The 26,812-nt window shown below is 31.1% G+C and carries 23 protein-coding genes and 2 tRNA genes; 13 read left to right on the forward strand and 12 right to left on the reverse strand.

Annotated elements, in window-relative coordinates; translation table 11 throughout:
- Positions 1-99 precede the first annotated feature (99 nt).
- The 6 genes from pth to glmU all read right to left on the reverse strand — a co-directional run bounded on the left by pth (position 100) and on the right by glmU (position 6,674).
- Positions 100-663 (reverse strand): aminoacyl-tRNA hydrolase, encoded by a 564-nt coding sequence (gene pth, locus RCG18_RS06450; RefSeq protein ID WP_308040530.1) that lies wholly within the window; start codon positions 661-663, stop codon positions 100-102.
- Between the two features lie 96 nt (positions 664-759).
- Positions 760-1,941 (reverse strand): trypsin-like peptidase domain-containing protein, encoded by a 1,182-nt coding sequence (locus RCG18_RS06455; protein WP_308040531.1) that lies wholly within the window; start codon positions 1,939-1,941, stop codon positions 760-762.
- Between the two features lie 84 nt (positions 1,942-2,025).
- Positions 2,026-3,435, reverse strand: a complete 1,410-nt coding sequence (locus RCG18_RS06460; protein ID WP_308040532.1) for a HAMP domain-containing sensor histidine kinase — start codon at positions 3,433-3,435, stop codon at positions 2,026-2,028.
- Complete coding sequence (locus tag RCG18_RS06465) at positions 3,436-4,122, reverse strand: response regulator transcription factor (RefSeq protein WP_308040533.1); 687 nt, start codon at positions 4,120-4,122, stop codon at positions 3,436-3,438.
- A gap of 201 nt (positions 4,123-4,323) precedes the next feature.
- Positions 4,324-5,283 (reverse strand): ribose-phosphate diphosphokinase, encoded by a 960-nt coding sequence (locus tag RCG18_RS06470; protein ID WP_211142427.1) that lies wholly within the window; start codon positions 5,281-5,283, stop codon positions 4,324-4,326.
- A gap of 20 nt (positions 5,284-5,303) precedes the next feature.
- Complete coding sequence (gene glmU, locus RCG18_RS06475; RefSeq protein ID WP_308040535.1) at positions 5,304-6,674, reverse strand: bifunctional UDP-N-acetylglucosamine diphosphorylase/glucosamine-1-phosphate N-acetyltransferase GlmU; 1,371 nt, start codon at positions 6,672-6,674, stop codon at positions 5,304-5,306.
- A gap of 626 nt (positions 6,675-7,300) precedes the next feature.
- Here glmU and RCG18_RS06480 point away from each other — a divergent pair.
- On the forward strand, positions 7,301-7,663 hold the full coding sequence (locus RCG18_RS06480) for a hypothetical protein (RefSeq protein WP_308040537.1): 363 nt from the start codon (positions 7,301-7,303) through the stop codon (positions 7,661-7,663).
- 648 nt (positions 7,664-8,311) lie between these two features.
- Here RCG18_RS06480 and spoVG read toward each other — a convergent pair.
- Positions 8,312-8,602: a septation regulator SpoVG gene (gene spoVG, locus RCG18_RS06485; RefSeq protein ID WP_178907198.1), complete on the reverse strand. Its 291-nt coding sequence runs from the start codon at positions 8,600-8,602 to the stop codon at positions 8,312-8,314.
- A 102-nt stretch (positions 8,603-8,704) separates the two neighbouring features.
- Positions 8,705-9,520: a pur operon repressor gene (gene purR, locus RCG18_RS06490; protein ID WP_308040538.1), complete on the reverse strand. Its 816-nt coding sequence runs from the start codon at positions 9,518-9,520 to the stop codon at positions 8,705-8,707.
- A 214-nt stretch (positions 9,521-9,734) separates the two neighbouring features.
- On the opposite strand from purR, the gene murC reads away from it, so the two are divergent.
- The 9 genes from murC to RCG18_RS06535 all read left to right on the forward strand — a co-directional run bounded on the left by murC (position 9,735) and on the right by RCG18_RS06535 (position 18,137).
- Positions 9,735-11,114, forward strand: a complete 1,380-nt coding sequence (gene murC / locus RCG18_RS06495; protein WP_308040539.1) for a UDP-N-acetylmuramate--L-alanine ligase — start codon at positions 9,735-9,737, stop codon at positions 11,112-11,114.
- Between the two features lie 71 nt (positions 11,115-11,185).
- On the forward strand, positions 11,186-11,500 hold the full coding sequence (locus RCG18_RS06500; protein ID WP_308040540.1) for a hypothetical protein: 315 nt from the start codon (positions 11,186-11,188) through the stop codon (positions 11,498-11,500).
- A 111-nt stretch (positions 11,501-11,611) separates the two neighbouring features.
- Positions 11,612-11,687: transfer RNA gene (locus tag RCG18_RS06505), tRNA-Pro, on the forward strand.
- Between the two features lie 51 nt (positions 11,688-11,738).
- Positions 11,739-11,814, forward strand: a tRNA-Ser gene (locus RCG18_RS06510).
- Between the two features lie 278 nt (positions 11,815-12,092).
- The gene (locus RCG18_RS06515) at positions 12,093-13,439 is read left to right on the forward strand and encodes a [Fe-Fe] hydrogenase large subunit C-terminal domain-containing protein (RefSeq protein ID WP_308040541.1); all 1,347 of its coding nucleotides are present in this window, start codon (positions 12,093-12,095) and stop codon (positions 13,437-13,439) included.
- Between the two features lie 266 nt (positions 13,440-13,705).
- Positions 13,706-14,359, forward strand: coding sequence for an HAD family phosphatase (locus RCG18_RS06520; protein ID WP_308040542.1), 654 nt, complete (start codon positions 13,706-13,708; stop codon positions 14,357-14,359).
- A gap of 105 nt (positions 14,360-14,464) precedes the next feature.
- Complete coding sequence (locus RCG18_RS06525; protein ID WP_308040543.1) at positions 14,465-14,869, forward strand: SH3 domain-containing protein; 405 nt, start codon at positions 14,465-14,467, stop codon at positions 14,867-14,869.
- A gap of 495 nt (positions 14,870-15,364) precedes the next feature.
- The gene (locus tag RCG18_RS06530) at positions 15,365-16,639 is read left to right on the forward strand and encodes an aminotransferase class I/II-fold pyridoxal phosphate-dependent enzyme (protein WP_308040545.1); all 1,275 of its coding nucleotides are present in this window, start codon (positions 15,365-15,367) and stop codon (positions 16,637-16,639) included.
- Between the two features lie 763 nt (positions 16,640-17,402).
- On the forward strand, positions 17,403-18,137 hold the full coding sequence (locus RCG18_RS06535) for an MBL fold metallo-hydrolase (protein WP_308040547.1): 735 nt from the start codon (positions 17,403-17,405) through the stop codon (positions 18,135-18,137).
- A gap of 50 nt (positions 18,138-18,187) precedes the next feature.
- Here the strand turns inward: RCG18_RS06535 and RCG18_RS06540 are convergent, their stop codons facing one another.
- Positions 18,188-19,744: an ABC-F family ATP-binding cassette domain-containing protein gene (locus RCG18_RS06540; RefSeq protein ID WP_308040548.1), complete on the reverse strand. Its 1,557-nt coding sequence runs from the start codon at positions 19,742-19,744 to the stop codon at positions 18,188-18,190.
- A 209-nt stretch (positions 19,745-19,953) separates the two neighbouring features.
- Here RCG18_RS06540 and RCG18_RS06545 point away from each other — a divergent pair, with 209 nt between their 5' ends.
- Entirely contained in the window at positions 19,954-21,129 is a 1,176-nt protein-coding gene (locus tag RCG18_RS06545; protein ID WP_308040549.1) for a class I SAM-dependent rRNA methyltransferase, read from the forward strand.
- A 348-nt stretch (positions 21,130-21,477) separates the two neighbouring features.
- Here RCG18_RS06545 and RCG18_RS06550 read toward each other — a convergent pair whose 3' ends face one another.
- The 3 genes from RCG18_RS06550 to RCG18_RS06560 form a co-directional block, all read right to left on the reverse strand.
- Entirely contained in the window at positions 21,478-22,218 is a 741-nt protein-coding gene (locus RCG18_RS06550) for a 2-phosphosulfolactate phosphatase family protein (RefSeq protein ID WP_308040550.1), read from the reverse strand.
- 116 nt (positions 22,219-22,334) lie between these two features.
- A complete protein-coding gene (locus tag RCG18_RS06555) occupies positions 22,335-23,255 on the reverse strand; it encodes a TIGR01212 family radical SAM protein (RefSeq protein ID WP_308040551.1) in 921 nt (306 codons plus the stop codon).
- 37 nt (positions 23,256-23,292) lie between these two features.
- Positions 23,293-24,426, reverse strand: coding sequence for a hypothetical protein (locus RCG18_RS06560; RefSeq protein WP_308040552.1), 1,134 nt, complete (start codon positions 24,424-24,426; stop codon positions 23,293-23,295).
- A 261-nt stretch (positions 24,427-24,687) separates the two neighbouring features.
- On the opposite strand from RCG18_RS06560, the gene RCG18_RS06565 reads away from it, so the two are divergent.
- Both RCG18_RS06565 and RCG18_RS06570 read left to right on the forward strand, forming a co-directional pair.
- On the forward strand, positions 24,688-25,734 hold the full coding sequence (locus RCG18_RS06565) for a transporter (RefSeq protein ID WP_308040553.1): 1,047 nt from the start codon (positions 24,688-24,690) through the stop codon (positions 25,732-25,734).
- Positions 25,735-25,807: 73 nt separating this feature from the next.
- Positions 25,808-26,707 (forward strand): radical SAM protein, encoded by a 900-nt coding sequence (locus tag RCG18_RS06570; RefSeq protein WP_308040554.1) that lies wholly within the window; start codon positions 25,808-25,810, stop codon positions 26,705-26,707.
- The last annotated feature ends 105 nt before the right edge of the window (positions 26,708-26,812 follow it).

Consider the following 26,812-nt stretch of genomic DNA (forward strand, 5'->3'; position numbering starts at 1 on the left):
ACAAACTATAAAAATTTAGTTAGGCATCTAACGACGCAGTATCACGCAATATATACTAACATACTGACTAGTTATTTTTTTGAAGATGCCTTATAAGCCTTATATTTTAAAACCGTTAAATTTATTCATTGCTTCTGATATTCCTTCTTTTACTACACATTCAACAGCATCTACACTAATTTTAAATGTTTCTTCAATCGTTTTCCTATCTTCAGCACAAAATTTGCCTAAAACATGCGAAACCAATTGGTCCTTAGGCTGTCCCACTCCTACTTTAACTCTCGGAAATACGTCTGTTCCTAAATTAGCTATTATATTTTTTATTCCATTATGACCTCCAGCACTTCCCTGAGTTCTTATTCTAAGTCTTCCAATGTCAAGACTAACATCATCATAAATAACAATTATGTTTTCACTTGGTATTTTGTAGAAGTTAACTACTTCTCTTACACTTTCACCACTTAGATTCATATATGTGCTTGGTTTAAGCAAAATTACCTTTTCATATGCTATATTTCCTTCTCCATACATCCCCTTAAATTTTTCCCTGTTAACAGGTATATTATACCTATCACTTATTAAATCTATTATATCAAATCCAACATTATGTCTTGTATGCTCATACTGCCTTCCTATGTTCCCTAGTCCAACTATTAAAAACATTTCTTCACTCCTAATCATCTCATAATTGTTAATCACATAATTAATATATTATACTAAAAGGCATAAATAATAAAGAGACTATAAAAGTCTCCTTACCTACTTTTTTTCTTTCATATCCGAAAGAGTAATATTTACTTCTATAGTTTTTCCATTTCTCCAAATTTTACACTGGATAGTGTCTCCAACCTTATGTTTGTCTAAAACATCTGACAAATCCTCAACCTTAGTTATCTTTTTCTTATCTAGCTCAATAATAATATCTGTAGGTTTAATTCCAGCAGCTGCTGCACCGCTTCCTTGAACTACTTCTCTTATATAAACTCCTTGAATATTATTTTTCTCTGACACAACACCTTGGCCATAAATGCCTAGAGATGGCCTTGAAACTTTGCCATGATCCATTAAAGATTTTATTATATCCTTTGCTTCATTTATTCCTATCGCAAATCCCATTCCCTCTGCATTTGCCTCTGCTCCTATTTTCAAACTGTTTATTCCTATAACTTCACCTGCCTCATTACAAAGCGGGCCTCCACTATTGCCAGGATTTATAGCAGCATCTGTTTGCAAAACCTTATATATGGCTCCACCATATTGAATTTTTCTATTTAATGCACTGATTATTCCAGCTGTAACGGATCCTGAAAACTCTTCTCCCAAAGGATTTCCTATAGCAATAGCTATATCTCCTACTTTGACTTTAGATGAATCTCCAAACTTAGCAACTGGCAAATTTTGTGCATCTACCTTTATAACAGCTAAATCTGATCTTGGATCAGCTCCAACTAAAGTTGCATTTAAAACTTTTCCACTAGACAGCTTTATCGTTATCTTAGTTGCTCCTTCTATTACATGATTATTAGTAACTATATATCCGCTAGGGTCAAATATTATTCCCGATCCACTTCCAGCATCTTGCAAACCAAAAAAACCTTCTGCTTTATTACTTATACCTACTACCGCAGGACTTACTACTTCAGCAACCTTTGTTATAGCATTTTTAGGCATATCTGCAGTATTAATTTTACTACTATCCATTTTAGACTCAACTAAAGATTGATTAATCGGTGTATAAGCTTTATTAGAATATTTTTTATTGACTATATAGGCCCCAGATACCCCGCCTGAAACTGCCGCTATAAGTATAAAGGTTACGCCTTTAAATAAACTTTTTAATTTAGCTTTTGTTCTCCTATTTGTAAACTTTATCTCACCTTTTCCATCGCTTACATTTTTCCACTTAACATCTTTAACACTATCAAATCTGTTCTCATCCATCTAAGTACACCTCATAATCCATCAATATTAGGGACATTGTAATACAATATTTTTACACAAATGTGAACAAAGTGTAATTATTCTTTAAATCCTTTTCAAAGTAAAAGTGAACATTACTCCTTGTGATTCCTTATTTTCAATCCATATGTCTTCCCCTAGCTGAGTAAGTATACTTCTAACTATAGATAGTCCAAGTCCTGTACTAAGTTTAGATGTTCTTGACTTGTCTCCCTTATAAAACCTATTCCATATATATTTTAAATCATTCTCTGGTATAGTTGGACCATCATTAAATACTGATATCAAAGCCTTATCTCCTTTTGACTTTGTACAAATTTTTACGTTTCCGCCTTTTTTAACATACTTTATTGCATTATCCACAAGATTTGTAACTACTTGATTTATTCTATCTCTATCTGCTGCTACATAGAGATTATCATCCTGCATTAACACATCTACCTTTAAATTCTTTTCTTTTATCTTCTGTTCAAATTTTATTACACATAATCTTATAATTTCATTAATATCTATTTCTTCGATCCTTAGTTTAAATTGCCCTGCTTCAATAGCAGATAAGTCCAACAAATCATTTACAAGTCTTGTAAGTCTTTGAGTTTCTTCATAAGCAATTGACAAATAATAATTCTCTTTTTCCTTTGGAATTACTCCGTCTAAAATTCCACCAATAAATCCTTTTATAGAAGTTATTGGAGATCGTATTTCATGCGATACATTTGATATAAATTCTCTTCTATTCTTCTCTACTTCCTCTAAGGAATCTGCCATGGAATTAAAGGATTCTGCAAGCACACCTATCTCATCTTTTGATTTTATACTTACTCTTTTATCCACTTCCCCTTTAGAAATTTTATCTGCTACATAATTTATTTGAGCAAGAGGCTTAACTATTATCCTTTGTGAAAAATAATAAATAACTATACATGAAATTACAATAGCAAATAAAGCAGAAATCCATATAATCTCATATACTCTTATTAATGTACTTTTTAGTTGAGTTACAGAAGTATGCATCATTATAGCACCCATAAAAACACCTTTTGAAAAAATAGGTATGTCAAAAGTATGTACTGGAACTTTAAATATATTTCCATAGATACCTACTTTTTCAACAGGCAGGTTTTGCCTTAAAGTATCCAATTCTTCTGTAAGAACCTGAGTAGACAAAACTTCCTTATATTCACTATTTGAAATAGCATATGCATATCCATAGTTATCTACAAGCCATATATCTGTAGACAAATAGTTTCCTATAGTAGTAAGAATTTCATCAATACGCTCTATAGAAACATTTCCCTTCAAATGTTCTACTGCTGCAACAGAAATATAATCTGATTCTGCTGTAAGCTGTACTTTTCTTTGCTCGAAATAATAACTTTCAAACCAGTAAGATAGAAATGCAGCTGTCATAATAAAACTTACTGAAATTATAACTGCAAAAGTAGCCACCAGTTTGGAGAATAACCCTTTTTTCATCTACTTCACCTCGAACTTATATCCTACTCCCCATACTGTTTCAATTTGCCAATTTGGCCCTCCCTGAAGCTTTTCTCTAAGTCTTTTTACGTGGACATCAACAGTTCTTGAATCACCTGGGTAGTCATATCCCCACACTTCACATAATAGTTGTTCTCTAGTAAATACTCTATTTTTATTACTTGCTAAATAGTATAATAGCTCAAATTCTTTTGGAGGCATCTTTATTTCTTCATCTTTGTAAAGTACAGTGTATGAATTAATATCAACTGTCAATTGTTCAAATTTTAATATTTCTTTATTTTCGTTATCTACATTATATCTTCTTAAAACTGCTTTCACCCTTGCCAATAATTCCTTAGGTTCAAAGGGTTTAACTATATAATCATCAGCACCTAGCTCAAGTCCTAATACTTTATCAAAGGTTTCTCCTTTAGCAGTAAGCATAATTACAGGAGTCTCATGATCCTTTCTTATCCACTTAAGTACATCTATGCCATCGATATAAGGAAGCATTATATCCAGCAAAACTAAATCTGGTTTATATTCCTGAAAAACCTCCTCAGCCTCTTTTCCATTGTGGCAAACCTTAGTATCATATCCTGCATTCTCTACATACATTTTTATTACTTCACATATGTTTTGATCATCATCAACAATTAAAACTCTTCCTATTCTTCCTTCCATATTGTGTCTCCCTTCGTATATTATATTTTATAATAAATAATATAATTCAAACTATAATACATTTAATTCTATATATCTAATTTATCACATATTATATATCTTCTAATAGTATATCCTTAAAAAGTTACAAATAATTTACTATAATTTAATAGTATAAAAAGCATGCAGTAGTTTAATTCTGCATGCTTTTTAAATCAATTCCTAGTCCTCAAATAATTTACTTACTGAAATATCTTCATATATTCTTTTAATTGCTTCTGCAAATACAGGCGCTACGGATAGTATCTTAAACTTATCTAACATTTTTTCTTCTGTTAAATCTATAGTATTTAACATTACCAATTCCTTAATAGCTGATTCTTTTATTCTGTCTATTGCTGGACCTGATAACACGGCGTGAGTACAACAAGCATAAACTTCTTTTGCTCCCATTTGAACTAATGCATTAGCACCATTTGTTATAGTTCCTGCTGTATCTATCATATCATCTACTAGTATTACAGTTTTATCTTGTATATCGCCTATAACATTCATTATTTCTGATACATTCGCCTTTGGTCTTCTCTTATCAATAATAGCTATTGGCGCATGTAACTTATCTGCAAATTTTCTCGCTCTTGTTACACTTCCAAGGTCTGGTGAAACAACAACTATGTCTTCTCTTTCTGCAAATCCTTTTTGTATAAAGTATTTTGCTAAAATAGGCGCTCCCAATAAGTGATCTAGTGGTATATTAAAGTATCCTTGGATCTGAGATGCATGTAAGTCCATTGTTAAAACTCTATCTGCTCCTGCGGCAGTTAATATGTCCGCAACAAGCTTTGCAGTGATTGGATCTCTTGCTTTAGCTTTTCTGTCTTGTCTTGCATATCCATAATAAGGTATTACCGCTGTTATTCTTCCTGCTGAAGCTCTTTTAAATGCATCAATCATTATTAAAAGCTCCATTAGATTATCATTTACAGGATTATTTGTAGATTGAACTACAAACACATCTGTACCTCTCACAGTTTCGTTGATGTTTGCTGATATCTCACCATCACTGAACGTTGAAACTACAGCATCTCCAACAGATAATCCTAAAATACCTGCAATATCTTTTGCTAGTCCTGGATGAGAATTACCAGCAAAAATTTTAATATTTTTACCATGGGTTATCATTATGAAATCCTCCTAAAATTTTATTTCTTTATTCCTTTTTTCTTTAACCAACCTTCTTTATTAACCTGTTTGCATCTTGCGATAGCTAAAGCCCCTTCTGGAACTTCATCAGTTATAGTTGATCCTGCTGCTATATAAGTATCCTTGTTAATTTTAACTGGAGCAACTAGATTTGTGTTGCAACCAATAAATGCATTATCACCAATTACTGTTTTATACTTCTTTTGTCCATCGTAATTTACAACAACGGTTCCACAGCCGAAATTACACTTGCTTCCTATCTCAGCATCTCCTATATATGTTAAATGGGAAACCTTTGTTTCATCTCCTATAGTAGATTTTTTTATTTCAACAAAGTCTCCAATTCTAGCTGATTTACCTATAACACTTTCAGGCCTTACATATGCGAATGGTCCTACTGTAGTTCCTTCACCTATCTTACTTTCTAATATTGTAGAACATTGTATTGTAACATTTTTATCTATAATACTATCTTTTATCCTAGAATTAGAGTGAATAGTACAATTTTCTCCTATTACTGTTTTGCCTTGAATAACGTTACCTGGATATATTATAGTATCATTACCTATTTCAACATCTGTATCTATATATGTGCAATCTGGATCAATTAGAGTAACTCCGTTGTCCATATGCATTTGGTTTATTCTCTTTCTCATAACCTTCTCAGCTTCTGAGAGTTGTACTCTGGAGTTTATTCCCATAGTTTCTTCAAAAGGTATCGGTAATGCTCCTATTTTTTCTCCTTCGTTTTTCAAGATTCCTATAACGTCAGGCAAATAATATTCTCCTTGAGAATTATTATTATTTAATTTATCCAAACTATTAAGTAAGCTCTCTATGTCAAAACAATACATTCCTGCATTTATTTCATTAATTTTCATTTCTTCTTCAGTACAGTCTTTATGCTCTACTATTTTGCAAACTTCCTGATTGCTTTCTCTTAATACCCTGCCGTATCCATAAGGGTTATCTACTATTGAAGTTAATATAGTTGCTTTATAGTTTTTGTCACTATGAAAATCAAAAAGCTTTTCCACTGTGCTTTTCGTAATTAAAGGAGCATCCCCTGTAAATATTGCTACGGTACCTTTCTTTCCCTTTAAAAATTCCTTTGCACACATAACAGCATGACCAGTTCCAAGCTGCTTATCTTGCAATGAATAGTTTACAGTTCTATTGGTAGTAGCATCCTTTACTTTATCTGCTCCTCTGCCTATAATTACATTTATGTCATTTACTTTTGTTTCTTTTACTGTATCTATTACAACGTTTACCATTTCTTTTCCACATATTTTATGAAGTACCTTGGGCGTGGAAGATTTCATCCTTTTTCCTTCTCCAGCGGCTAATATTATAGCACAATTATACATTATAACACCTCTTTATGGTCATAAACCTACATTTTTCTACTCTATATTATACGAACATCCCTTAAATATTATATTTTATATAGATATTATTTTCAACCTTATCATGAATATATTTGCATTAAGTTCTAATATTGAATTTTATTTTTAGCTTTTATAATGTAAACTCGGTTAAAATTTTTTCTAAGTGTCTTACATACCTTTCTTCTTAGCATCTTTATATACCTGGATAAAACCTAAAATCTTTGTCTTGAATGTGATTGAGCTTCGTAATAAACATAAATTTCAAAAGTCAAGTGAATATCATAAAATAACCTTTTTTTATCGTGAAATAAAAAATTATAGTTTATACATCATTTACGACTTTAAAAAGGGTATTTTATGACAATCTGCTTTACATAGCTTTTATATTTACTTAAAATTACTTTATAAAGCTTTATATTGTTTTACTACTTTCACAAATGCTCGAGTATTATTCTATTTATTTATAAAATTTTTAAAACAAGAGTCATATTTTAAGAAGCCAAAGTTATCGTAGCTACCAAATTCGCTATAATGGGTGTAATTAAGCATATGAATTACCCTAAGACAAGCTATATAAACTATATTAGATATTTGGAGGTATAATTATGAAAAATAATATAAAGTTATTTACAACAAGTTTAGTGTTAGGTGGTTGCTTGTTAACTTCAATTACAGTAAGTGCATCACCTATAAATTCACCTAATGAAAGTGGAGTGTCTCAAAACAAAGATATAGTCTCTCAAACTTCCGCAAATTATGCTACAACTGAAAGAACTCCAGTGATTCTCCAACAAGATACTCCTTATAGAAGAGATCCTAGTAGTTTTGCCCCTACAGGCTATATCCCTAAAGGAACTCTTGTTTTTAGAACTTATGTATCCTATAATGGATATTATAATGTTACTTTTCCTAATAGCTCTGGTAATCTGGAAATGGGATATGTAGACCATACATTTTTAGGGCTTTAAAAATAACAACTCATCTTAAAATGAGCCATATTATTCATAAGAGGCTGTTGCGAAATTAAAATTTTGCAGCAGCCCTTTTTTATGTATAAAAAAGCTAAATCAAATAACATAGAGTTCTCAAAAGCATTCAACAAACTTCGCCAGGAGCCTGATACGAATATCAAAAACCTGAGCGGTATAAGGCTTAGAATGAATAGATCAATACAATCGGAAGGTGTATTTACCTTTTTGATAGGGGCTAATATGACTACAGTTGGTATGATAAATTAACAGATGACTGGTTTAATTTAAATGTTTAAACTAATTTATTATTGCTTTTGATGTGTATTGTGATGTTAAACAACGTGATTCTCTTTTTTTCTCAAACATTTTTCTCAATTCTTTTGATGTGGTAAAAAACATATATCTATGTTTTACATTTATTAATCTATCTGTAATTTCTTCTGACCAATAGCCGTATCTTATTTTTCACTTAGTGCTGTAAATAAGTTTTTCATAGCCCTCTCGGGCATTTTTTCAAGTCAAAAAAGAAAACTTCTATATAACAAAAACTCTATCAACCGGGTTAAAAATTTAACGTACCTCTGTAAAAATATACCTATTAATAGTCTGAAAAATAATAAAAAGGAGTAGCTATACTCCTTTTTATTATTCTTCCGTAATTTGCTCGGAAGCAACCTCTTCATTTTTTACTTTTTCAAACTCTTCTAGAATAGATTTTTGTATTTTTTCTCTTGTTTGAGTGTTAATTGGATGTGCAATGTCTTTAAATTCTCCATCAGGAGTCTTTCTGCTTGGCATTGCTATAAAAAGACCATTTTGGCCTTCTATAACCTTTATATCGTGAACTACAAATTCATTATCAAAGGTTACTGAAACTATAGCTTTCATCTTACCTTCAGCAGCAATTTTTCTTACTCTAACGTCTGTAATTTGCATATAAAATCCACCTCCAAGATGCTTATGTATATATTATTCTCTACATTTTATATTTTTCCTTCTTTATTTTGTTAAAAATTAATAAATTTTTTGAAAATTATATTATTTAAACATTTTAGAAGGAAATAACAATGCTTCTCCATTTTCATCAATACCTTTAAAATCTACTATTGATACATAATCTTGAATAAGTTTCTTAGGCGTTTCCACATTATCAATCAGTACACCTATCCCTAATAGTTCACTGTCAAATTCTTTCAATAAATCTATTATACCTGATGCTGTACCTCCAGCCTTCATAAAATCATCTATAAATATACACTTACTTCCCTTATTCATTGCCTTTTTAGATAGGGACATATTTTGAATTCTCCCGGTAGATCCTGAAACATAATTTATACTCAAAGTTGATCCTTCGGTAACCTTTGTTTCTCTTCTAACTACTACCAATTGAACTCCGAGCATTTTAGCCACTTCATAAGCTAGTGGAATTCCTTTAGTCTCCACTGTAACTACATAATCGACATTTTTATCAATAAATGATGCAGCAAGTATAACACCTGCTGTTTGTATAATCTGAGGGTTAAACATTAAATCAGTCATGTATAAAAAATTGCCTGGTATTATTCTTTCTCTATTTTTCAAAATAATACATAGTTTTTCAGCAAATTCCTTAATTTTTTCATTAGATAGTCCGCATACATACTTAACTCCTCCAGCAGCGCCAGATATAGTTTCAACTCTCCCCATACTAAGCTTCATTAAAATATCCTTGACTACAACTAAATCTTCACTTATTGTAGACTTAGCAGCGTTAAACATATCAGTAAAATTATTTAAGTTTATAATTTTATTTGGATTCTCTATTAATATTTTTGTTATGGCTGCAACCCTTTGATTTCTACTAAATTTATCCATAATCATCACCTATTCACTTTAAAATTTACGAATATTTTTTTAAAATTATATCCTATTATTCATATTTTATTCTAAAAAAACTATATAAGCAATAACTTTATTATCTTGCCTCATATATGCGAAAGTTCAAAATAAAATTTAACAATTGTGTTTTTTGGCTAATTTTTGTATATAATTATTAAATGAAGTTATTTAATTAAAGGAGCTGATTCTAATGTCATTTGATTTTATAAACGATAAAAATAAAAATATACACTTTATAGGTATAGGCGGTATAAGTATGAGCGGCCTAGCTGAAATTTTATTAAACAGAAACTTTAAAGTGTCAGGCTCTGATATGAAGGCTTCACCTATAACTGATGCTCTATCAGCCAGAGGTGCTGAGATTCATATAGGCCAAAAGAAAGATAACATAAATAAAGATATAGACTTAGTAGTATATACTGCTGCCATATCTGAAGACAATCCTGAACTAATACGAGCTAAAGAACTAAACATACTAACTATAACTAGAGCTGAATTTTTAGGCAGCATAATGAAAGGCCATAAATTTAATATAGCTATATCTGGAACACATGGAAAAACTACAACAACCTCAATGGTTTCTCATATATGTCTAGATGCTGATTTAGATCCTACTATACTTGTAGGTGGACAGCTTGATGCTATAAATGGAAACGTACGCCCAGGCAATAGTGACTATTTTATAACAGAAGCTTGCGAGTACAAAGGTTCCTTCCTTGAGTTTTTTCCTTATATAGGAGTAATACTAAATATAGATGCAGATCATCTAGACTATTATAAGGATATTGATGATATTGAAAATGCATTTATAAAATTCGCTAAGCTTATTCCTAATGATGGCTACTTAGTTTGCTATGCTGAAGATGAAAGAATGAAAAATGTGATTTCTCAATCAAACTGCAACGTAATTACTTATGGAGTTAATTCCGGTGATGTTGTGGCAAAAAATATTGTATTTAACGAAAAGGGATGTGCTTACTTCGATGTATATAGAGGTGAATCAAAACTTTTATCTATACAGCTAAATATCCCTGGTAAGCATAACGTTTTGAATGCCCTTGCAAGTATATGTTCTGCTTTAAGTCTTAATATACCTTATGAAAATATAGTAGATGGCTTACAAAGCTACAAAGGTACTCATAGAAGATTTGAACTAAAAGGAATAAAAAATGGAGTTACTGTTGTTGACGACTATGCTCACCATCCAACAGAAGTTAAAGCTACATTGAGTGCAGCTAAGAACTATCCTCATAAGAAAATGTTCTGCGTATTTCAACCACACACCTACTCAAGAACAATAAATCTTTTTAAGGAATTTAGTGAAGCTTTTGATGGTGTGGATGAACTTATATTAGCAGATATATATGCTGCAAGAGAGAAAGATACTGGTATTGTAAGCTCTTCTATGCTTGCAGACAAAGTGAAAGAAAGAGGCGTAAAATGCTCTAACATCCATAGCTTCGATGAAATAGTATCTTATCTAAATAAAAATTTAGATAATGGTGATATTCTTTTAACTGTTGGTGCAGGAGACGTCTTCAAAATAGGAGAAATGTATCTTAAAAATTAAAAAATATACCTATGCGTAAAATCCTCCAATATGGTAATAATATAACTTATAACCTGTTGGAGGTGTTTTCTATGAAAAACTTTTTGATATCTGCTGTAGTAGATATTATTTTAATTTTTATTTCCTATTTTTTGTTTAAAAACATAATTAGTGGTCCTACACGTCACAGACTTTATGAAAAGTTCTTTGGTTCCTTTGCTAAATTTGTAATTTATACATTTATAGCAACTATAATTATAACAGGCGTTACTGCCTTAATCCTTTATAGAACCTGGTACATAGCTTATATTAATATATTAGCACCAGCATTGGTTTCTATACTAGTAGGATTTCTTATGTCAACTGTTCCTACACGAGGTGCAGGAGATGAAAAGAGCAAACAATAATTTTTAAAATTTATAAATAACTGATAGCAGTTAAGTAACAAATCTATCAGTTATTTTATTTATACTCACTATTGCTTTTTTCCAAAATATAGTATATAATATTAAATATACCGGGGTGTGGCGCAGATGGGAGCGCGCGTGGTTTGGGACCATGAGGTCGCAGGTTCAATCCCTGTCACCCCGACCATTGAGTTACTAATATCTAGTAACTCTTTTTGCATTAAACACTAATATTTGTCAGGGTGTAGCGCAGTTGGTAGCTCGCTTGCTTCGAGAGCAAGAGGTCGCAAGTTCAAATCTTGTCACTCCGACCATAAATACGTGGTAGATAAAATTTATCACGTATTTTTTTATAAGATTGAACTTAGGCATCTTTTAAAAAATAACTAGTCTGTATACTAGCCTATTTTCTTTCAGATGCCTTATTTTACAAATTAATAGGTATTATCAGCATCTATAATAATACCTACCTTAAATTTTTCATTTTTGAGCAATTGAGCAATTATCAGAAATTGGGTTAATGTTTTAAATTTAGAGTAAATTATAAATAATATGGTATAATATAAATTATTACTTATAAGGAGTTGTTAGCATGAAAGCAAAATATAGTGATTTATTTAAGTCATTAATAAAAGCATATTATGAAGACAAGTTTGAGGATAAGGTAAATGAAATCTTAGCATCAAATGAACTTGATAAAGAAAATTTATGTAAAGTTATTTCCTCACTTTGTGGAACCGGTATAACTTATAGCCCAAACTTTATTTCAGACTTAAAAAAGGCTATATCCTCTTACGAAGCAGACCATAAAATAGTTAACAAAATCAAACATTGTTCAATGGATTGTACAGATGAAAATGGCGAAACTATGTGTCAAAAGTCATGTCCCTTTAACGCTATATTTATAGATAAGGAAAAACATACAAGTGTCATTGATTGTGAAAAATGTACTGATTGTGGTTTTTGTGTGGAAGCATGCCCTACCGGTGGAATTCTTGATAGAGTAGAATTTATTCCATTAGCGGAACTCCTTAAAAGTAAATCACCAGTTATAGCTGCAGTTGCTCCAGCAATTATTGGTCAATTTGGTGATACTGTAACTATAGATCAATTAAGAGCTGCTTTTAAAAGAATTGGTTTTACCGATATGGTAGAAGTGGCATTTTTTGCAGATATGCTTACCTTAAAAGAAACTGTTGAATTTGACCGTTTTGTGAAAAAACAGGATGATTTAATGATAACTTCATGCTGCTGTCCAATGTGGGTCGGTATGCTTAAAAGAGTTTATAATAATCTAGTAAAAAATGTTTCTCCTTCTGTATCTCCAATGATTGCTTCTGGCAGAGTACTAAAGAAGTTGAATCCTGACTGCAAGGTTGTATTTGTAGGACCTTGTATTGCTAAAAAAGCAGAAGCAAAAGAGAAAGATTTATTGGGGGATATAGATTTCGTGCTTACTTTTGCAGAAATGAAAGATATATTTGAAGCTTTAGATGTAAAACCTGTGGAAATGGAAGAGGATACTTCTACTGAATATGCATCAAGAGGTGGAAGACTTTACGGTCGTACTGGAGGAGTATCTACTGCTATAGGTGATGCAATAGAGAGAATATATCCTGAAAAACACAAGTTATTAAAGACAGCTCAAGCGAACGGAGTAAAAGATTGTAAAGAAATGCTTGAAAAAGCACAAAGAGGCGAGTTAGATGCTAACTTTATAGAAGGAATGGGCTGCATCGGCGGCTGTGTAGGTGGCCCAAAAGCTGTTATTCCAAGGGAAAAAGGAAGAGAACACCTTGATGAAATGGCTGAAAACTCATCTATAAAAGTAGCCGTTGATAGTACTTGCATGAATAAAATACTCGATAGCATGGGTATATTTTCCTTTGAGGATTTTAAAGATGAAGAAAAAGTACATATATTCGAGAGAAAATTTTAACAAAACTTAATAGCATACATACGTTTTTAAAAAGAGAACACCTCATAAATTGCTGAGGTATTCTCTTTTTCATTGTAGGATATTTTGTATCAGACAAAGAGAAAGGTTCCGCTGATAGCCGACCCTATCTAAGGGCCCTGCGGTTGCAGTATGACGCAAAATAAACTAGCAGATTGACTAGTTATTTTTTTGAAGATGCCTAAGGTCACTTTTTACAGTTTATATTGCTTATATTTGATGTTATACTATAAGTCGAGGTGATATTTATGCTTAAAAATATTAAAGGTGCAATATTTGATATGGATGGTACTCTTATAGACTCTATGTGGGTATGGAGTAAGATAGATGAAGAATATTTAAAAAAGAGAAACATTGTTTTACCTAGCAACTTGAAAGAAGATATAGAACATATGGGCTTTACAGAAGTCGCTCAATATTTTAAAGATAGATTTAATATTTCTGACACAATAGAAGAAATTCAGAGGGAATGGAATGCAATGGCCATAAATCAGTATACCCATCATGTTTCATTAAAGCCCGGTGCTAAAGAGTTTCTATATCTACTAAAAACAAAAGGAATAAAAATTGCTTTGGCAACAAGTAACTGTATACCATTGATAGAAATTGCTCTTAAAAGAAATAATATATATCACTATTTTGACTCAATAACGACTACCGACGAGGTTTCTAGAGGTAAAGATTTCCCAGACGTATATTTACTAGCATCAAAGAGACTAATGCTAAACCCTAAAGAATGCGTTGTTTTTGAGGATATACTACCTGCTGTCAAAGGGGCAAAGGCTGCTGGTATGACTGTAATAGGTGTACATGATTCCTATTCAGAATATCAAAAGGAAGACATAATGAATTCTGCTGATATGTATATTCTTCAATATAAGGAGCTTATAGAGGCTGTTTAATATTTAAAATCTTAGTTAAATTTAACTAGGATTTTTTTATTTTGTGACAGTTTTGGCTTATTAGTGAATATAATAATATTGTATATCTATAGGGAGGAAAGGTTAATGTTGGCGTTTTTATTTGTACTCCTCATTGGTTTCTCTTTATTTGTTTCTTACTATTTCACAAATAAGGTATCAAATCAAAGAAAGCAAATTTTACTTCTAAAATATCAAAATAATAATTTAAAGCACAAAACAAATTCAGATTCTAGTTTGCATACTACTATCAAATATCTAAACCCTAATTATAGTGAAGGGATCCTTAAGGAAGACTGTAATTTATATATAGCACCTTTAAGTAATTCTGCTATAATTAATTCTTTAAATCAATCTACTATAATACAAATATATGATAGTGCAGAAATCAATGATGAACTATGGTATGAGATTTCGGTTCTGTCAGAAGATAGAATTAACTCAAAGGGATGGATAAAAAGTGATTATATAAGTTTCAAAGATAGTATATAGTGTTTCTAACTAGAAAGTCAACTTATACAAAGAGGTATGTTTCCAAAGCTGAAGGTCGATTTAAAAACTTTGTGTCAGTCTTGGCAAAGAGTTTTAAGACAACTTTAGAATCTTGAAAACATAGCCTGGGACGTAAGTTGACTTTCGGCCTTTAAACCTTATATACTATCTTAGTTGCCCAAGTGAAGAAAAGCCTCCTTAAAAAATTTATCCAAATTTCCTATTAAAACTAAATAAATTATTTAATATTGGCTAAGTAATTAAAATTAAACAGTTTAATCGAAAAATTTTGAAAATTTATGATAACGTGGTATACTTATATACAGGTAAGAGCCTTCAGCAAATGAAAAATATGCAAAATCAGTACGAGAAACTGTATGTTTTGAAGGTTTCTGAGAAGAGCATTGAATGCTATGCATACATTATAAATTACATATTTTAAGGGGGTATTTTATTCATGAATAAACCAGTATTATCAGATCATTTCAAAAAAGAATGCCATCAGACGTAAGACTTGGTCAGATCAAATTTGAAGGACGTAAGGTTAAACCTGCATTAATCAATGTAGCGATTGGAAACGTTTCACTTCCAACAAATCCTGCTATGCAGAAAAGAATGTTTTCATTAAATGCACCTGAAAGTCCATTTGCAAAGGGTGTTATAAGATATTCAGGTACTGCTGGTGTTCCTGAAGCTCAAGAAGCTTTTAAAAACATTCTCAAATGCGAAGGGTTTAATACTGATAAATTACACGTTGCAGTAACTGATGGCGGATCCAGCGGTATGGAATTGTTATTACTTGGTGTTTGCGGAGATGCAGGCACAGATGAAAAACCATTTATGATGATTGATCCAGCCTATACAAATTATATTTCTTTTGCAGAAAGAATAGGACGTAAAACTGTTACAGTAAAACGTCATTTAAGCGAAGATGGAAAGTTCAGTCTTCCAGAATTAGATAAAATTGAAGAAACTATTAAAGAGCACAATCCTGGAGCACTTCTTGTAATACCTTACGACAATCCTACAGGCCAGCTCTATGATTATCCAGCTCTTAAAGAGCTTGCTAAACTATGCGTAAAATATAATATGTGGATGGTAAGCGACGAAGCTTATCGTGAGTTGTATTATGATGAAAACACTGATCTAGTAAGCATCTGGGGAGTAACTGATGCAGATGTACCTGGCATAGAAGGAAGAAGAATAAGCTTAGAAACAGCATCAAAGGTATGGAATGCCTGCGGTTTAAGAATCGGAGCTTTAATCACTGACAATGAAGAATTCTATACTCAAGCAGTAGCTGAATATACTGCTAACCTTTGCAGTAACGTTATAGGTCAGTATATATTCGGTGCACTAGCACATGAAACTAAGGAAGATATCGCTGGATGGTGCAAAGGACTTCGTGAGTACTACAAAGAGATAATGTTTAAATTCTATAATAATCTAAAGGAATTAGAACCTGGTCTAATCGTTTCTAGTCCTGATGCATCTATATACTCAGTAATTGATGTTAGAAATATTGTAAAACCAGGATTTGATTCAATCGACTTTGTTTTATACTGTGCACAAGAGGGCTCAGTAAACTTAAACGGAGTGGATACAACTCTTTTAGTAGCACCTTTAAAAGGTTTCTATGACATTAAACCAGGTGATGCTAATCCAGGAAGTACTCAATTCCGTGTAGCATTTATAGAAACTCCAGAAAACATGGAAAAAGTTCCTGAATTATTTGTTAAGCTTTTAAAACAGTATGAAGCTCAACGCTAAAATTTACAAAATAAGCGTGATAAAAGATTAAATACCACCTGCATAAAGTGTGGTTTACTATGGGATTACCTTTTGTTAGGTAACTCAACATAAATAAAAGGAGTGCGTTGCACTCCTTTTTATTTCTATTACACAATTTTTAGCTCACTATATTCTTCTTACGTCGCATTGCCTTACACGTATATGCAATATATTATATTTATATTAACTTCCAAATTTAATTTATTAAAATGAATAAAGTATAGACACTTAAAAAGCTTGATTTATAGAAATAAATATGATAAAATTTATAAAAATTAATGTTATGAGGTGAATATTCAAAATGATTTATTAATCTTATTTAAACTGGATTCATATAACTAAGCAAAGTTTAAGAGCATACTTTTAAGTATGTTTGTTCAAGTTGCTTTTTTATGTAATATAATTGAGTTTTGGATAAGATTATGTTTATAATAAATCATTGCCATATATACTTCATGGCAACCTTAAATAGATGTTAATATGTACTATAACAGTTTTTTTAACATTCACGTTTTAATTTTATGATTTTATATGAACACATTCGCTTTCCAAAACTACACAGTTTAGGAAGGTTTTTTTATGCTTAATTTAAAAAATTAATCTAAATAACTATAAATAATTTCAGCGACTTACTAAAACTCAAAATACAAAAGATAATTTATAGTACAAGATATCCTATCAAAGTATAAAAAAATCTAACCTAAATATATCATAGCTTAAATTAAGGAAAGGTGGATATTAAATGGCTTTATTAAAAGTTACTGAAAGAGTTTATTTTCTTGCCAATGAACAAGAAACCGATAGACCATTATTAGGTTACATCAAAGGAGATAAGTATTCACTTATGATTGACGGTGGAAACTCAAAAAATCATATAGAAAAATTTAATAAGTTATTAAAAGAATCTAATTTAAAAATTCCAGATTACGCAGCTATTACTCATTTTCATTGGGATCATACATATGGAATGCACGCAATCGAAGGGAAAACAATAGCATGTGAAAGAACCAATAAAAAGTTGAGAATCATGGCTAAGTGGGAATGGTCTGATGTTGCAATGAAAAACCGTCTATTAACTGGTGAGGATATCGAATTTGCAGATACAAATATCCGTAAAGAATATCAATCTTTACAAGATATAAAAGTTGTAACAGCAGATATAGTATTTGATGATGAATTAAAGCTTGATTTAGGTGGTATTAATATTATTTTAAAGAATGTTATTGCCCCTCATTCAGAAGATTCTGTTATAGTTTATGTCCCAGAAGAAAAAGTGATTTTTATTGGAGATGCTTATAGCAAAGATTATTATGATAATTGTAAGTATGATCCAATTAAAATAAAAAACTTTGTTACCACCTTAGAAAATCTAGAGTTTAATACTTGTTTTGTAGGACATTCTAATCCTTTGAAAAAGGAAGACATTGTTAAATTCTTAATCTCACAATATGAGCAAATTGTAAAAGAAAATCACTAAGTTCAAAAATATGAAAAAGAGCTAGTTTTCTAGCTCTTAATTAATAAATATTATACGATTTTAGTCGTCCAAGACTCACAATCCCATATATCTGTAACTACATCCCTATAAAACTCTGGTTCGTGGCATACAAGTAGTATAGTTCCTTTATATTCTTTTAACGCTCTCTTTAATTCTTCTTTTGCTTCTACATCCAAATGGTTTGTAGGCTCATCAAGAATAAGTATGTTTGTTTCCTTATTTAATATCTTACATAATCTAACCTTTGCTTGCTCACCACCGCTTAAAACTACAACTTTACTTTCAATATGTTTAGTTGTAAGACCACACTTTGCAAGAGCTGCTCTTACTTCATATTGAGTAAATGAAGGGAATTCCTCCCATATTTCTTCTATACAAGTGTTATAGTTTGCTTCCTTTATTTCTTGTTCAAAATAACCAATGTATTGATAATCACCAAGCTCCACTTCACCAGAAACTGGCTTTATTTGTCCAAGTAAGCTTTTTAAAAGTGTTGACTTACCAAGACCGTTTGCCCCTACTAAAGCAATCTTTTGTCCTCTTTCCATGTAAAGATTTAATGATTTTGTTAATGGCTCATCATATCCTATAACTAAATCCTTAGTTTCAAAAATCATCTTACCAGCAGCTCTAGCTTGTTTAAAGTTAAACTGTGGCTTTGGCTTCTCTGCTGTAAGTTCTATTCTATCAATCTTATCAAGCTTCTTTTGTCTAGATTTTGCCATATTAGCAGTAGCAACATTAGCTTTATTTCTAGCAACAAAGTCCTCTAGCTTCTCTATCTCTTTTTGTTGTCTATCATAAGCGGCTTCTAATTGAGCCTTTTTAAGCTCATACAATCTTTGGAATTCATTATAGTCTCCAACATATCTTGTTAGTCTTCTATTTTCAATATGATAAATCAAATTAATTACACTGTTTAAGAATGGAATATCATGAGATATTAATAAAAAGGCATTTTCATAATTTTGAAGATATCTCTTTAACCACTCAATATGTTCCTCATCCAAATAGTTTGTAGGCTCGTCTAGAAGTAATATATCTGGATTTTGAAGTAATAACTTACCTAAAAGAATTTTAGTTCTTTGTCCTCCAGATAAATCTGAAACATCTTTATCAAGTCCTAAATCTAAAAGTCCTAATCCTTTTGCCACTTCCTCAACCTTAGCATCTATAACATAAAAACCATTATGATCTAACATATCTTGAATTACAGCAGTTCTTTCAAGGGCTTTATTCATCTCGTCTTCATTCATTTCTCCCATACTGCCATAAAGTGTATTCATTTCTGTTTCAAGGTCAAAAAGGTATTGAAATGCACCTCTTAATGCTTCCCTAATTGTCATGCCTTTAATTAATGAACCATGCTGATCCATGTAACCTACCCTAACATTATTTGACCAAATAACTTGGCCTTCGTCTGGCATAAGATTGTCTGTTATTATGTTCATAAATGTTGATTTACCTTCACCATTAGCTCCAATAAGGCCAACATGCTCACCTTTTAGTAATCTAAATGAAACATCTTCTAATATAGCTCTATCACCAAATCCATGGCTAACATTTTTAACCGTTAGTATACTCATATTTTTTCTCCTCAAACCTTTCATATTAAACATAAATTATCTCAAAATACTACAAGAAATAGTTTAATTTATTCTTGAGCATTATGTCAAAGGAATTTTAATGTATAAATTATTATTTTAAATTACAGTATGATAAAAAATATTATATACTACAATTTTCAAATTGTGGTATACTACATAATGAACGAAAACAGGGAGGTAATGCACTAATGGCTTGTAAGTTTTACTTATATAAAGGCAAGGGAAGAAAAGCCGAAAATGGGCACCCTTGGATATATACTACAGAAATAGAAGGCTACGATGGTACATATGAAAATGGCGATATAGTTGAAGTTTATAATTTTAAAAGCGACTTCATAGGAAAAGGATATATAAACGATGCTTCAAAAATTGCTATAAGAATGATGACAAGAGACATAAATGAAGAAATAGACGAAGAATTTTTTAGAAAAAGACTTAATGCCGCTTGGGAATACAGGAAAAAGGTTATAGACACATCAAGTTGTAGATTTTTATTTGGAGAAGCGGATTTTGTTCCTGGACTTATAATAGATAAGTATGAAGATTACTATGTAATGCAATCTTTAGCACTTGGAATTGATAAGTATAAGGATATAGTAGTAAAATTGCTAAAAGATGAATTTGGTGCAAAAGGCGTGTATGAAAGAAGTGACGTAAGAGTACGTGAACTAGAAGGAATGGAGCAAACTAAAGGATTTTTAACAGAACCTTTTGATACTAATGTTCAGATTATAGAAAATGAAGTAAAATATCACGTAGACATAGAAAATGGACAAAAAACTGGATTTTTCCTTGATCAAAAAGAAAATAGACACGCTATACATAAAATTTGCAAAGATGCTGATGTATTAGATTGCTTTACCCATACAGGATCATTTGCATTAAATGCTGGAGTAGCTGGTGCAAAAAGTGTACTTGGTCTTGACATATCCGAATTAGCTATAGCTGAAGCAACAAGAAATGCTGAGTTAAATGGTATTTCTGATAGAGTTAAATTTGAATGTCATAATGCCTTTGATGTACTTCATCAGTGGGTTAAAGAAGGAAGAAAGTACGATGTTGTAATACTTGATCCTCCTGCTTTTACAAAATCTAGATCTACAATTGATGGTGCAGTAAGAGGATATAAAGAAATTAACCTTAGAGGAATAAAAATGGTTAAGCCTGGTGGTTTCTTGGTTACTTGTTCTTGCTCACACTTTATGAACCCTGAGCTATTTAAGGATACCATTGCTGACGCTGCTAAAGATGCTAGAAGAGTTTTGAGACAGGTAGAATTTAAGACTCAATCTCCAGACCATCCAATTCTATGGAACTCTGATGAGTCTTATTACCTAAAGTTCTATATATTCCAAGTAGTTTAGGCACATTATAAAAATTATGCGACATAAGTTCTCTTCGTAGGGTTAAAAGGCCGAAAATTGACTTACACCCCGGACTATGTTTCCAAGCTTCAGTTCGTTAAAAACTTTTAGTCAGTCTAAAGCTTGTGTTTTAGACGACCTAAGAACTTAGATAAACTCGCTACGCTCAAACAGTATCTAAGGTTCTAAGGTTGTCTTAAAACACTTCACTAAGACTGACACAAAATTTTTAAATCTACCCTCAGCTTTGGAAACATAGCCCTTTGTGTAAGTCAATTTTCTAGTTTGTAGCCCTATAAAAAGCTATGTCGCATAATTTTTATTTCACAAATCATATTACTACAGTTATTAAACAACGGCTCTCTTATCTTTGTTGTCACTTAAAGTAATTATTCCATCATTATACTCTGGAACTATATTGATTATATCTTTTTGACAGCAGTAGTCTAAATCTTCCTCTAGGTTTAGTTCTTTAATTCTTTTATAGTGACTGGCATATTTTATAAAACTTATTATGTTTTGATTTTCTTTATATATATAATAAGCAGTTTTAGATATATCAGTAAGTTCAATATCCGGCCTCACTCTTACCAAACAATCAATAATATATCCAGCACATATAAAATCATCCATGGAAAACTGACCTAAAGTACCTGCATTTACTATAACTACATCATTATCTAAGCTAATTAGCTTTTCTGCTACAGCCTTAGCATTTATTAGCGCACCTATTAATATATTCTTAGCTCCTAAGCTACCTTGTATAGCTCTTGTACCGTTGCTGGTAGTTATAACTAATGTTTTACCTTCTACAATGCTTTTTCTATATTCAAGAGGAGAGTTAGCACAATCAAAACCTTCTATTTTTAATGCTTTTCTTTCTCCACCAAGAATATATTTTTTTCTATCCTTATTTGCTATTTCCAATGCTTCTTCTATTGTTAATACTGGCACCACAGCCTTACAGCCATTATTCATTGCTGTAGTTATGACAGATGTAGCTCTAAGCATATCTATAACTACTATAGACTTTTTTAAAATTTTTTCTTGTTTTATATCATCTGCTGAAATTATTAAATCTACTTGCATAAAAATCTCCTTTCATTATTTTCTCTAAATAAAATCTCATAAACAGGATTCTTGGCTTTAGTCGGATAAAATACATTGCTTGTCCTTATTTTTTAATAAAAAATAAAAGGGGAATTTTATTTGTGATATATTCCCTGGTATATTCCCCTTTTTTCCAGTTCTGAATCTATAGCGTTCAATATCTCCCACTTTTTCAAGCTCCACTGTGGGCCTATAAGTAAACTTCTAGGAGCATCTCCTGTTAGTCTATGGATTACAATATTTTGCGGAATAATCGATATTGAAGAACATATTATATCAATATATTCTTCTTGGCTTAAAAATTTTAATTCTTCTCTATCATAAAATTCTACAAGAGGAGTATTTTTCATCAAATGCAGTAAGTGGAATTTAACTCCTTGCACATCTTGTTTTGCTACATAGTTTACTGTATTTAACATATCTGATTTTGTTTCTCCTGGTAATCCGAAGATAATATGGGTAACAACATCAATATTTCTCTTTCTAAGGTTTTCTATAGCCTTTTCAAAAGTACTTAAATTGTATCCTCTATTTATTTTTTTTGCTGTGTCTTCATTAGAGGTTTGTAATCCTAATTCAACCCACAGGTAAATTTTTTTACTAAACTCCTCTAAAAGGTTTAGTACATCTTCTCCTAGGCAGTCAGGTCTTGTAGCTATTGCTAAAGCTAAAACACCTTCCTCATTTATAGCCTCTTCATATTTTTTTCTAAGAACATCTACATGTGCATAAGTATTTGTATATGCTTGAAAATATGCTATATACTTTCCTTCCTTCCATTTTTTACTCATGACTTCCTTTATGGATTCAAACTGTTGTTTTATAGAAAATTGTCTATTACCTGCAAAATCTCCAGAACCTCTTTCACTGCAGAATACACATCCGCCTTTGCTTATAGTTCCATCTCTATTAGGGCAAGAAAAACCAGCATCTAGTGAAATTTTAAAAACTTTACATCCAAATTTTTGTCTTAAAAAATAATTTAAACTATAATATCTTTTGTCTCCCCACTTCATTGCTTCTCTCCATAAGTAATTTTTTATTTAAATTATATCACATTTTCTTTGGTTTAAAATCTCTAAGATTAATCTGCCATTTTCCTACAACATCCGAGGCAGATCTATCCCCCGATTTTTTAGGTACTACATCAAAGTTTAGAGTTTCTTTATCATAGGATGAAAATAAAACATCTACCTTATCCATTGGGAACTTTTCCTCAAATTTAAATGGTATTAAATCTCCTCCATCTGATTTATAAATGCGTATACAGCGTCCTATACCAGGCTTTGTATATTGTGCAGTAACAAATTTTTCTGTTGGTGAAAAAGTTAAGAACTCCACCTTTGAATTCTTTAATAAATCTAAACTGGCTATATCTTTTCCTATAGGTTTTTCTTGGGCCTTTCCACCGCCTCCTTCCTTCTGTTTACCTCCTCCAGTGTCTCCCGCTCCAGTATCCCCGCCTTCTCCTCCACCTTTATCTGAGGATTGTACTGCCATGGCTTCTTCTAATTTTATAACTGCAATATAAGCATCCTTGTCAAAGGTACTTAATGCTAAGATATCTCCACTATAAGAAAAAGTTATAATTCCATATTGGCTTTTAGGGACTGTAATTTTATCTATATTTGTTTTATCATCCTTTGGAAAAGCATAGTTTGGTATGCCACCAAAGTCTACTACAAGATTTGTATTTACATTATTCTTGTTTCTAAGCCTTATTTGATTATTCTGTATAAAAGCTTCCTTTTGTGTTATGTTATTCGTTTCAGTTATCTTATAATCTGAGTCTTCTTTTTTTATTTTCAAAGTATATTCATCTAAAGATGCAAAAGGTTTGGTCACATCTGATCTAGATACTCTCATTTTAAAAAGCCCAGATTTTCCTATTTCATTTGTTTCTGACAAATCATATCCCAATATTTTTAGGCTTCTATTTTCTTCACTAATTGAACTTTGTGAAAGCTCTTTCGAGTAAAATTTCTTACTGTTTTCGGCATCTTCTTTCATTAAATATTTCATATAAGTATCAGCTACATTTGTAGCTGCTTTCATATCAAAGCTTTCAGTAGTACTTTTACTTTCTTCTTTTTTCTTAGAAGCACAGCTTACTAATATACTTTGAACAAACAATAGTGAAATTGAAATTATTAAACCTAATACCCACCTTTTGTTCGCCTTCCTCATTTTACTCCCCTCCGTTTATGTAAAATTTCATGGAAACTCCTTTTCGATTCCTCAAAGGAGTGCTTGCTAAGTAAGCGACCATATCAAAATCAGAGATTTTGGTTCTCTACTTATGTTCTAGTTTTCCCTTAAAATAAAAATTTAATTTATAAATCATTATTTTAATGTTATTAATATATATTTATATAGATATGTACATTTAAAGATGCCATAAGTAATTGTCTTATGTATTTTTAGATTTAAATGTTAGGAGGGATTGAATTGAAAAAAAATCTATATTTAATTTTTCAAGTTGGTGCAGTTTTTATTGGAACCATAGTTGGAGCTGGACTTGCATCAGGCCAAGAAATAACTCAATTTTTTACAATATATGGATATAAAAGCTTTATAGGCATATTTATTTGCTTTTTTATTTATATATTGATGGGTTCAATAATTATTGATGTAAGTTTAAGGTACAAGCTCTCTTCCTATGATGGTCTTATTAAACTGGTAAGTCCCGGATTTTTAGGAAGAGCCACTAATTTTCTCACTACTATTTTTCTAATCAGTGGTGCTGCAATAATATTAGCTGGTAGCGGCTCACTAATCCACCAATACTTTGGTATATCTAAATGGTTTGGCATAATAATAATGTCTCTTACCGCAGCACTTGTGCTTTTTAGAGATACAAAAGGACTTATAGAAATAAACTCCTTTATCGTTCCTTCTCTTATTACTGTTATAGTAACTATATTCATATTATACCTAGCTTTCTATAAGAATATAAATGCAGTACATTTAAAAAATATTCCGCATTATAAATCTAATTGGCTTTTTTCATCACTTATTTATGGTGGTTTTAACATATTGTGCTGCAGCGGCGTTCTTGCACCTCTAAGCACAGAAATTAAGAATAGGAAAATTCTTATTGCAGGCATATTCTTAGGTTCCTTAGGTTTGACTATATTATCCTTTATTATAAATCTTTTACTTCTTTTAAATATACCTTATATATTTAAATATGAAATTCCTTTGCTATACATAGCTAATAGATTTGGTACTGCAATACAGATAATGCTATTAGTCATAATATGGCTTGAGATGTTTTCTACTGAGGTATCCAATATATATAGTGTAAGCAAAAACTTAGAAGAAGCTTTTGGTATTTCCTACAAAAAATTAGTTATATTAATTATTCTCATAGCAATTCCTATATCCCAAATAGGATTTGTAAATCTTATATCCGTTTTATACCCAGCTTTTGCTGTAGTAGGCTTTATTTTTATAATTCAGTGCCTAGTTTTTTATGTTAGGAAAAAAATATAATCTATACAGATATTTATATATAGCTGTATAATTATTTGAGTTAATATTTTTACTTTAGATAGAGGTGTTAATAATGTCTGACTTACTTAAAAGCTGTAGATTATGCCCAAGAAATTGTAATGTAAATAGATTAGATGGTAACCTAGGTTTTTGCAATTCAAATGCTACTGTTAAAGTTGCATTAGTATCCCTTCATTATTGGGAAGAACCCTGTATATCTGGCAAAAATGGTTCTGGCACTATATTTTTTTCAAATTGTAATTTAAAATGTGTATTCTGTCAAAATCACAGGATAAGTGCAGAGGGAATAGGAAAAAAAATCTCCGTTGAAAGATTAAGCGAAATCTTTTTAGAGCAGCAACAAAAAGGAGTTCATAATATAAACTTAGTTACTCCAACGCATTATGTTCCTCAGATTATAAAGGCACTGGACTTAGCAAAATCTAATGGGCTCAATATACCAATTTTATTTAATACCAATGGCTATGAAAATATTGAAACTATAAAAGCCTTAAATGGATATATAGACGTATATCTTCCTGATTTAAAATATTTTGATAACAAATATTCTACTAAATACTCTAATGCACCAGATTATTTTAAGAAAGCTTCAGAAGCTATAAAAGAAATGTTCCTTCAAGTTGGAGAACCAAAGTTTGATAACAATGGATTAATACAAAAAGGATTAATTATACGACATATGATGCTACCTGGGTTATTGTTCGATTCTAAAAAAATCATAGATTACATATATAAAACCTATGGCCACTCGGTTTATATAAGTATAATGAATCAGTATACTCCTATGCATGATGTTAAATTATTTCCTGAAATTAATAGGCCTCTTAATCCTAAACATTATGACAGCCTTATAGATTATTGCTTATATTTAGGAGTAAAAAATGCTTTTGTTCAAGATAATGGCACTTCATCAGAAAGCTTCGTACCAGAATTTGATTTAAGAGGAGTATAAAAACTAGCAGGAAGCTATTAGATAGCTTCCTGCTAGTTTTTATTTATTTCAAATTATTTGTATTTATTATTTTCAGCTTTATCCCTTAATCAAGCTAGCCTCTAT

It is taken from the genome of Clostridium sp. OS1-26 (assembly GCF_030915445.1).
In the GTDB taxonomy this organism is placed as follows: domain Bacteria; phylum Bacillota; class Clostridia; order Clostridiales; family Clostridiaceae; genus Clostridium_AM.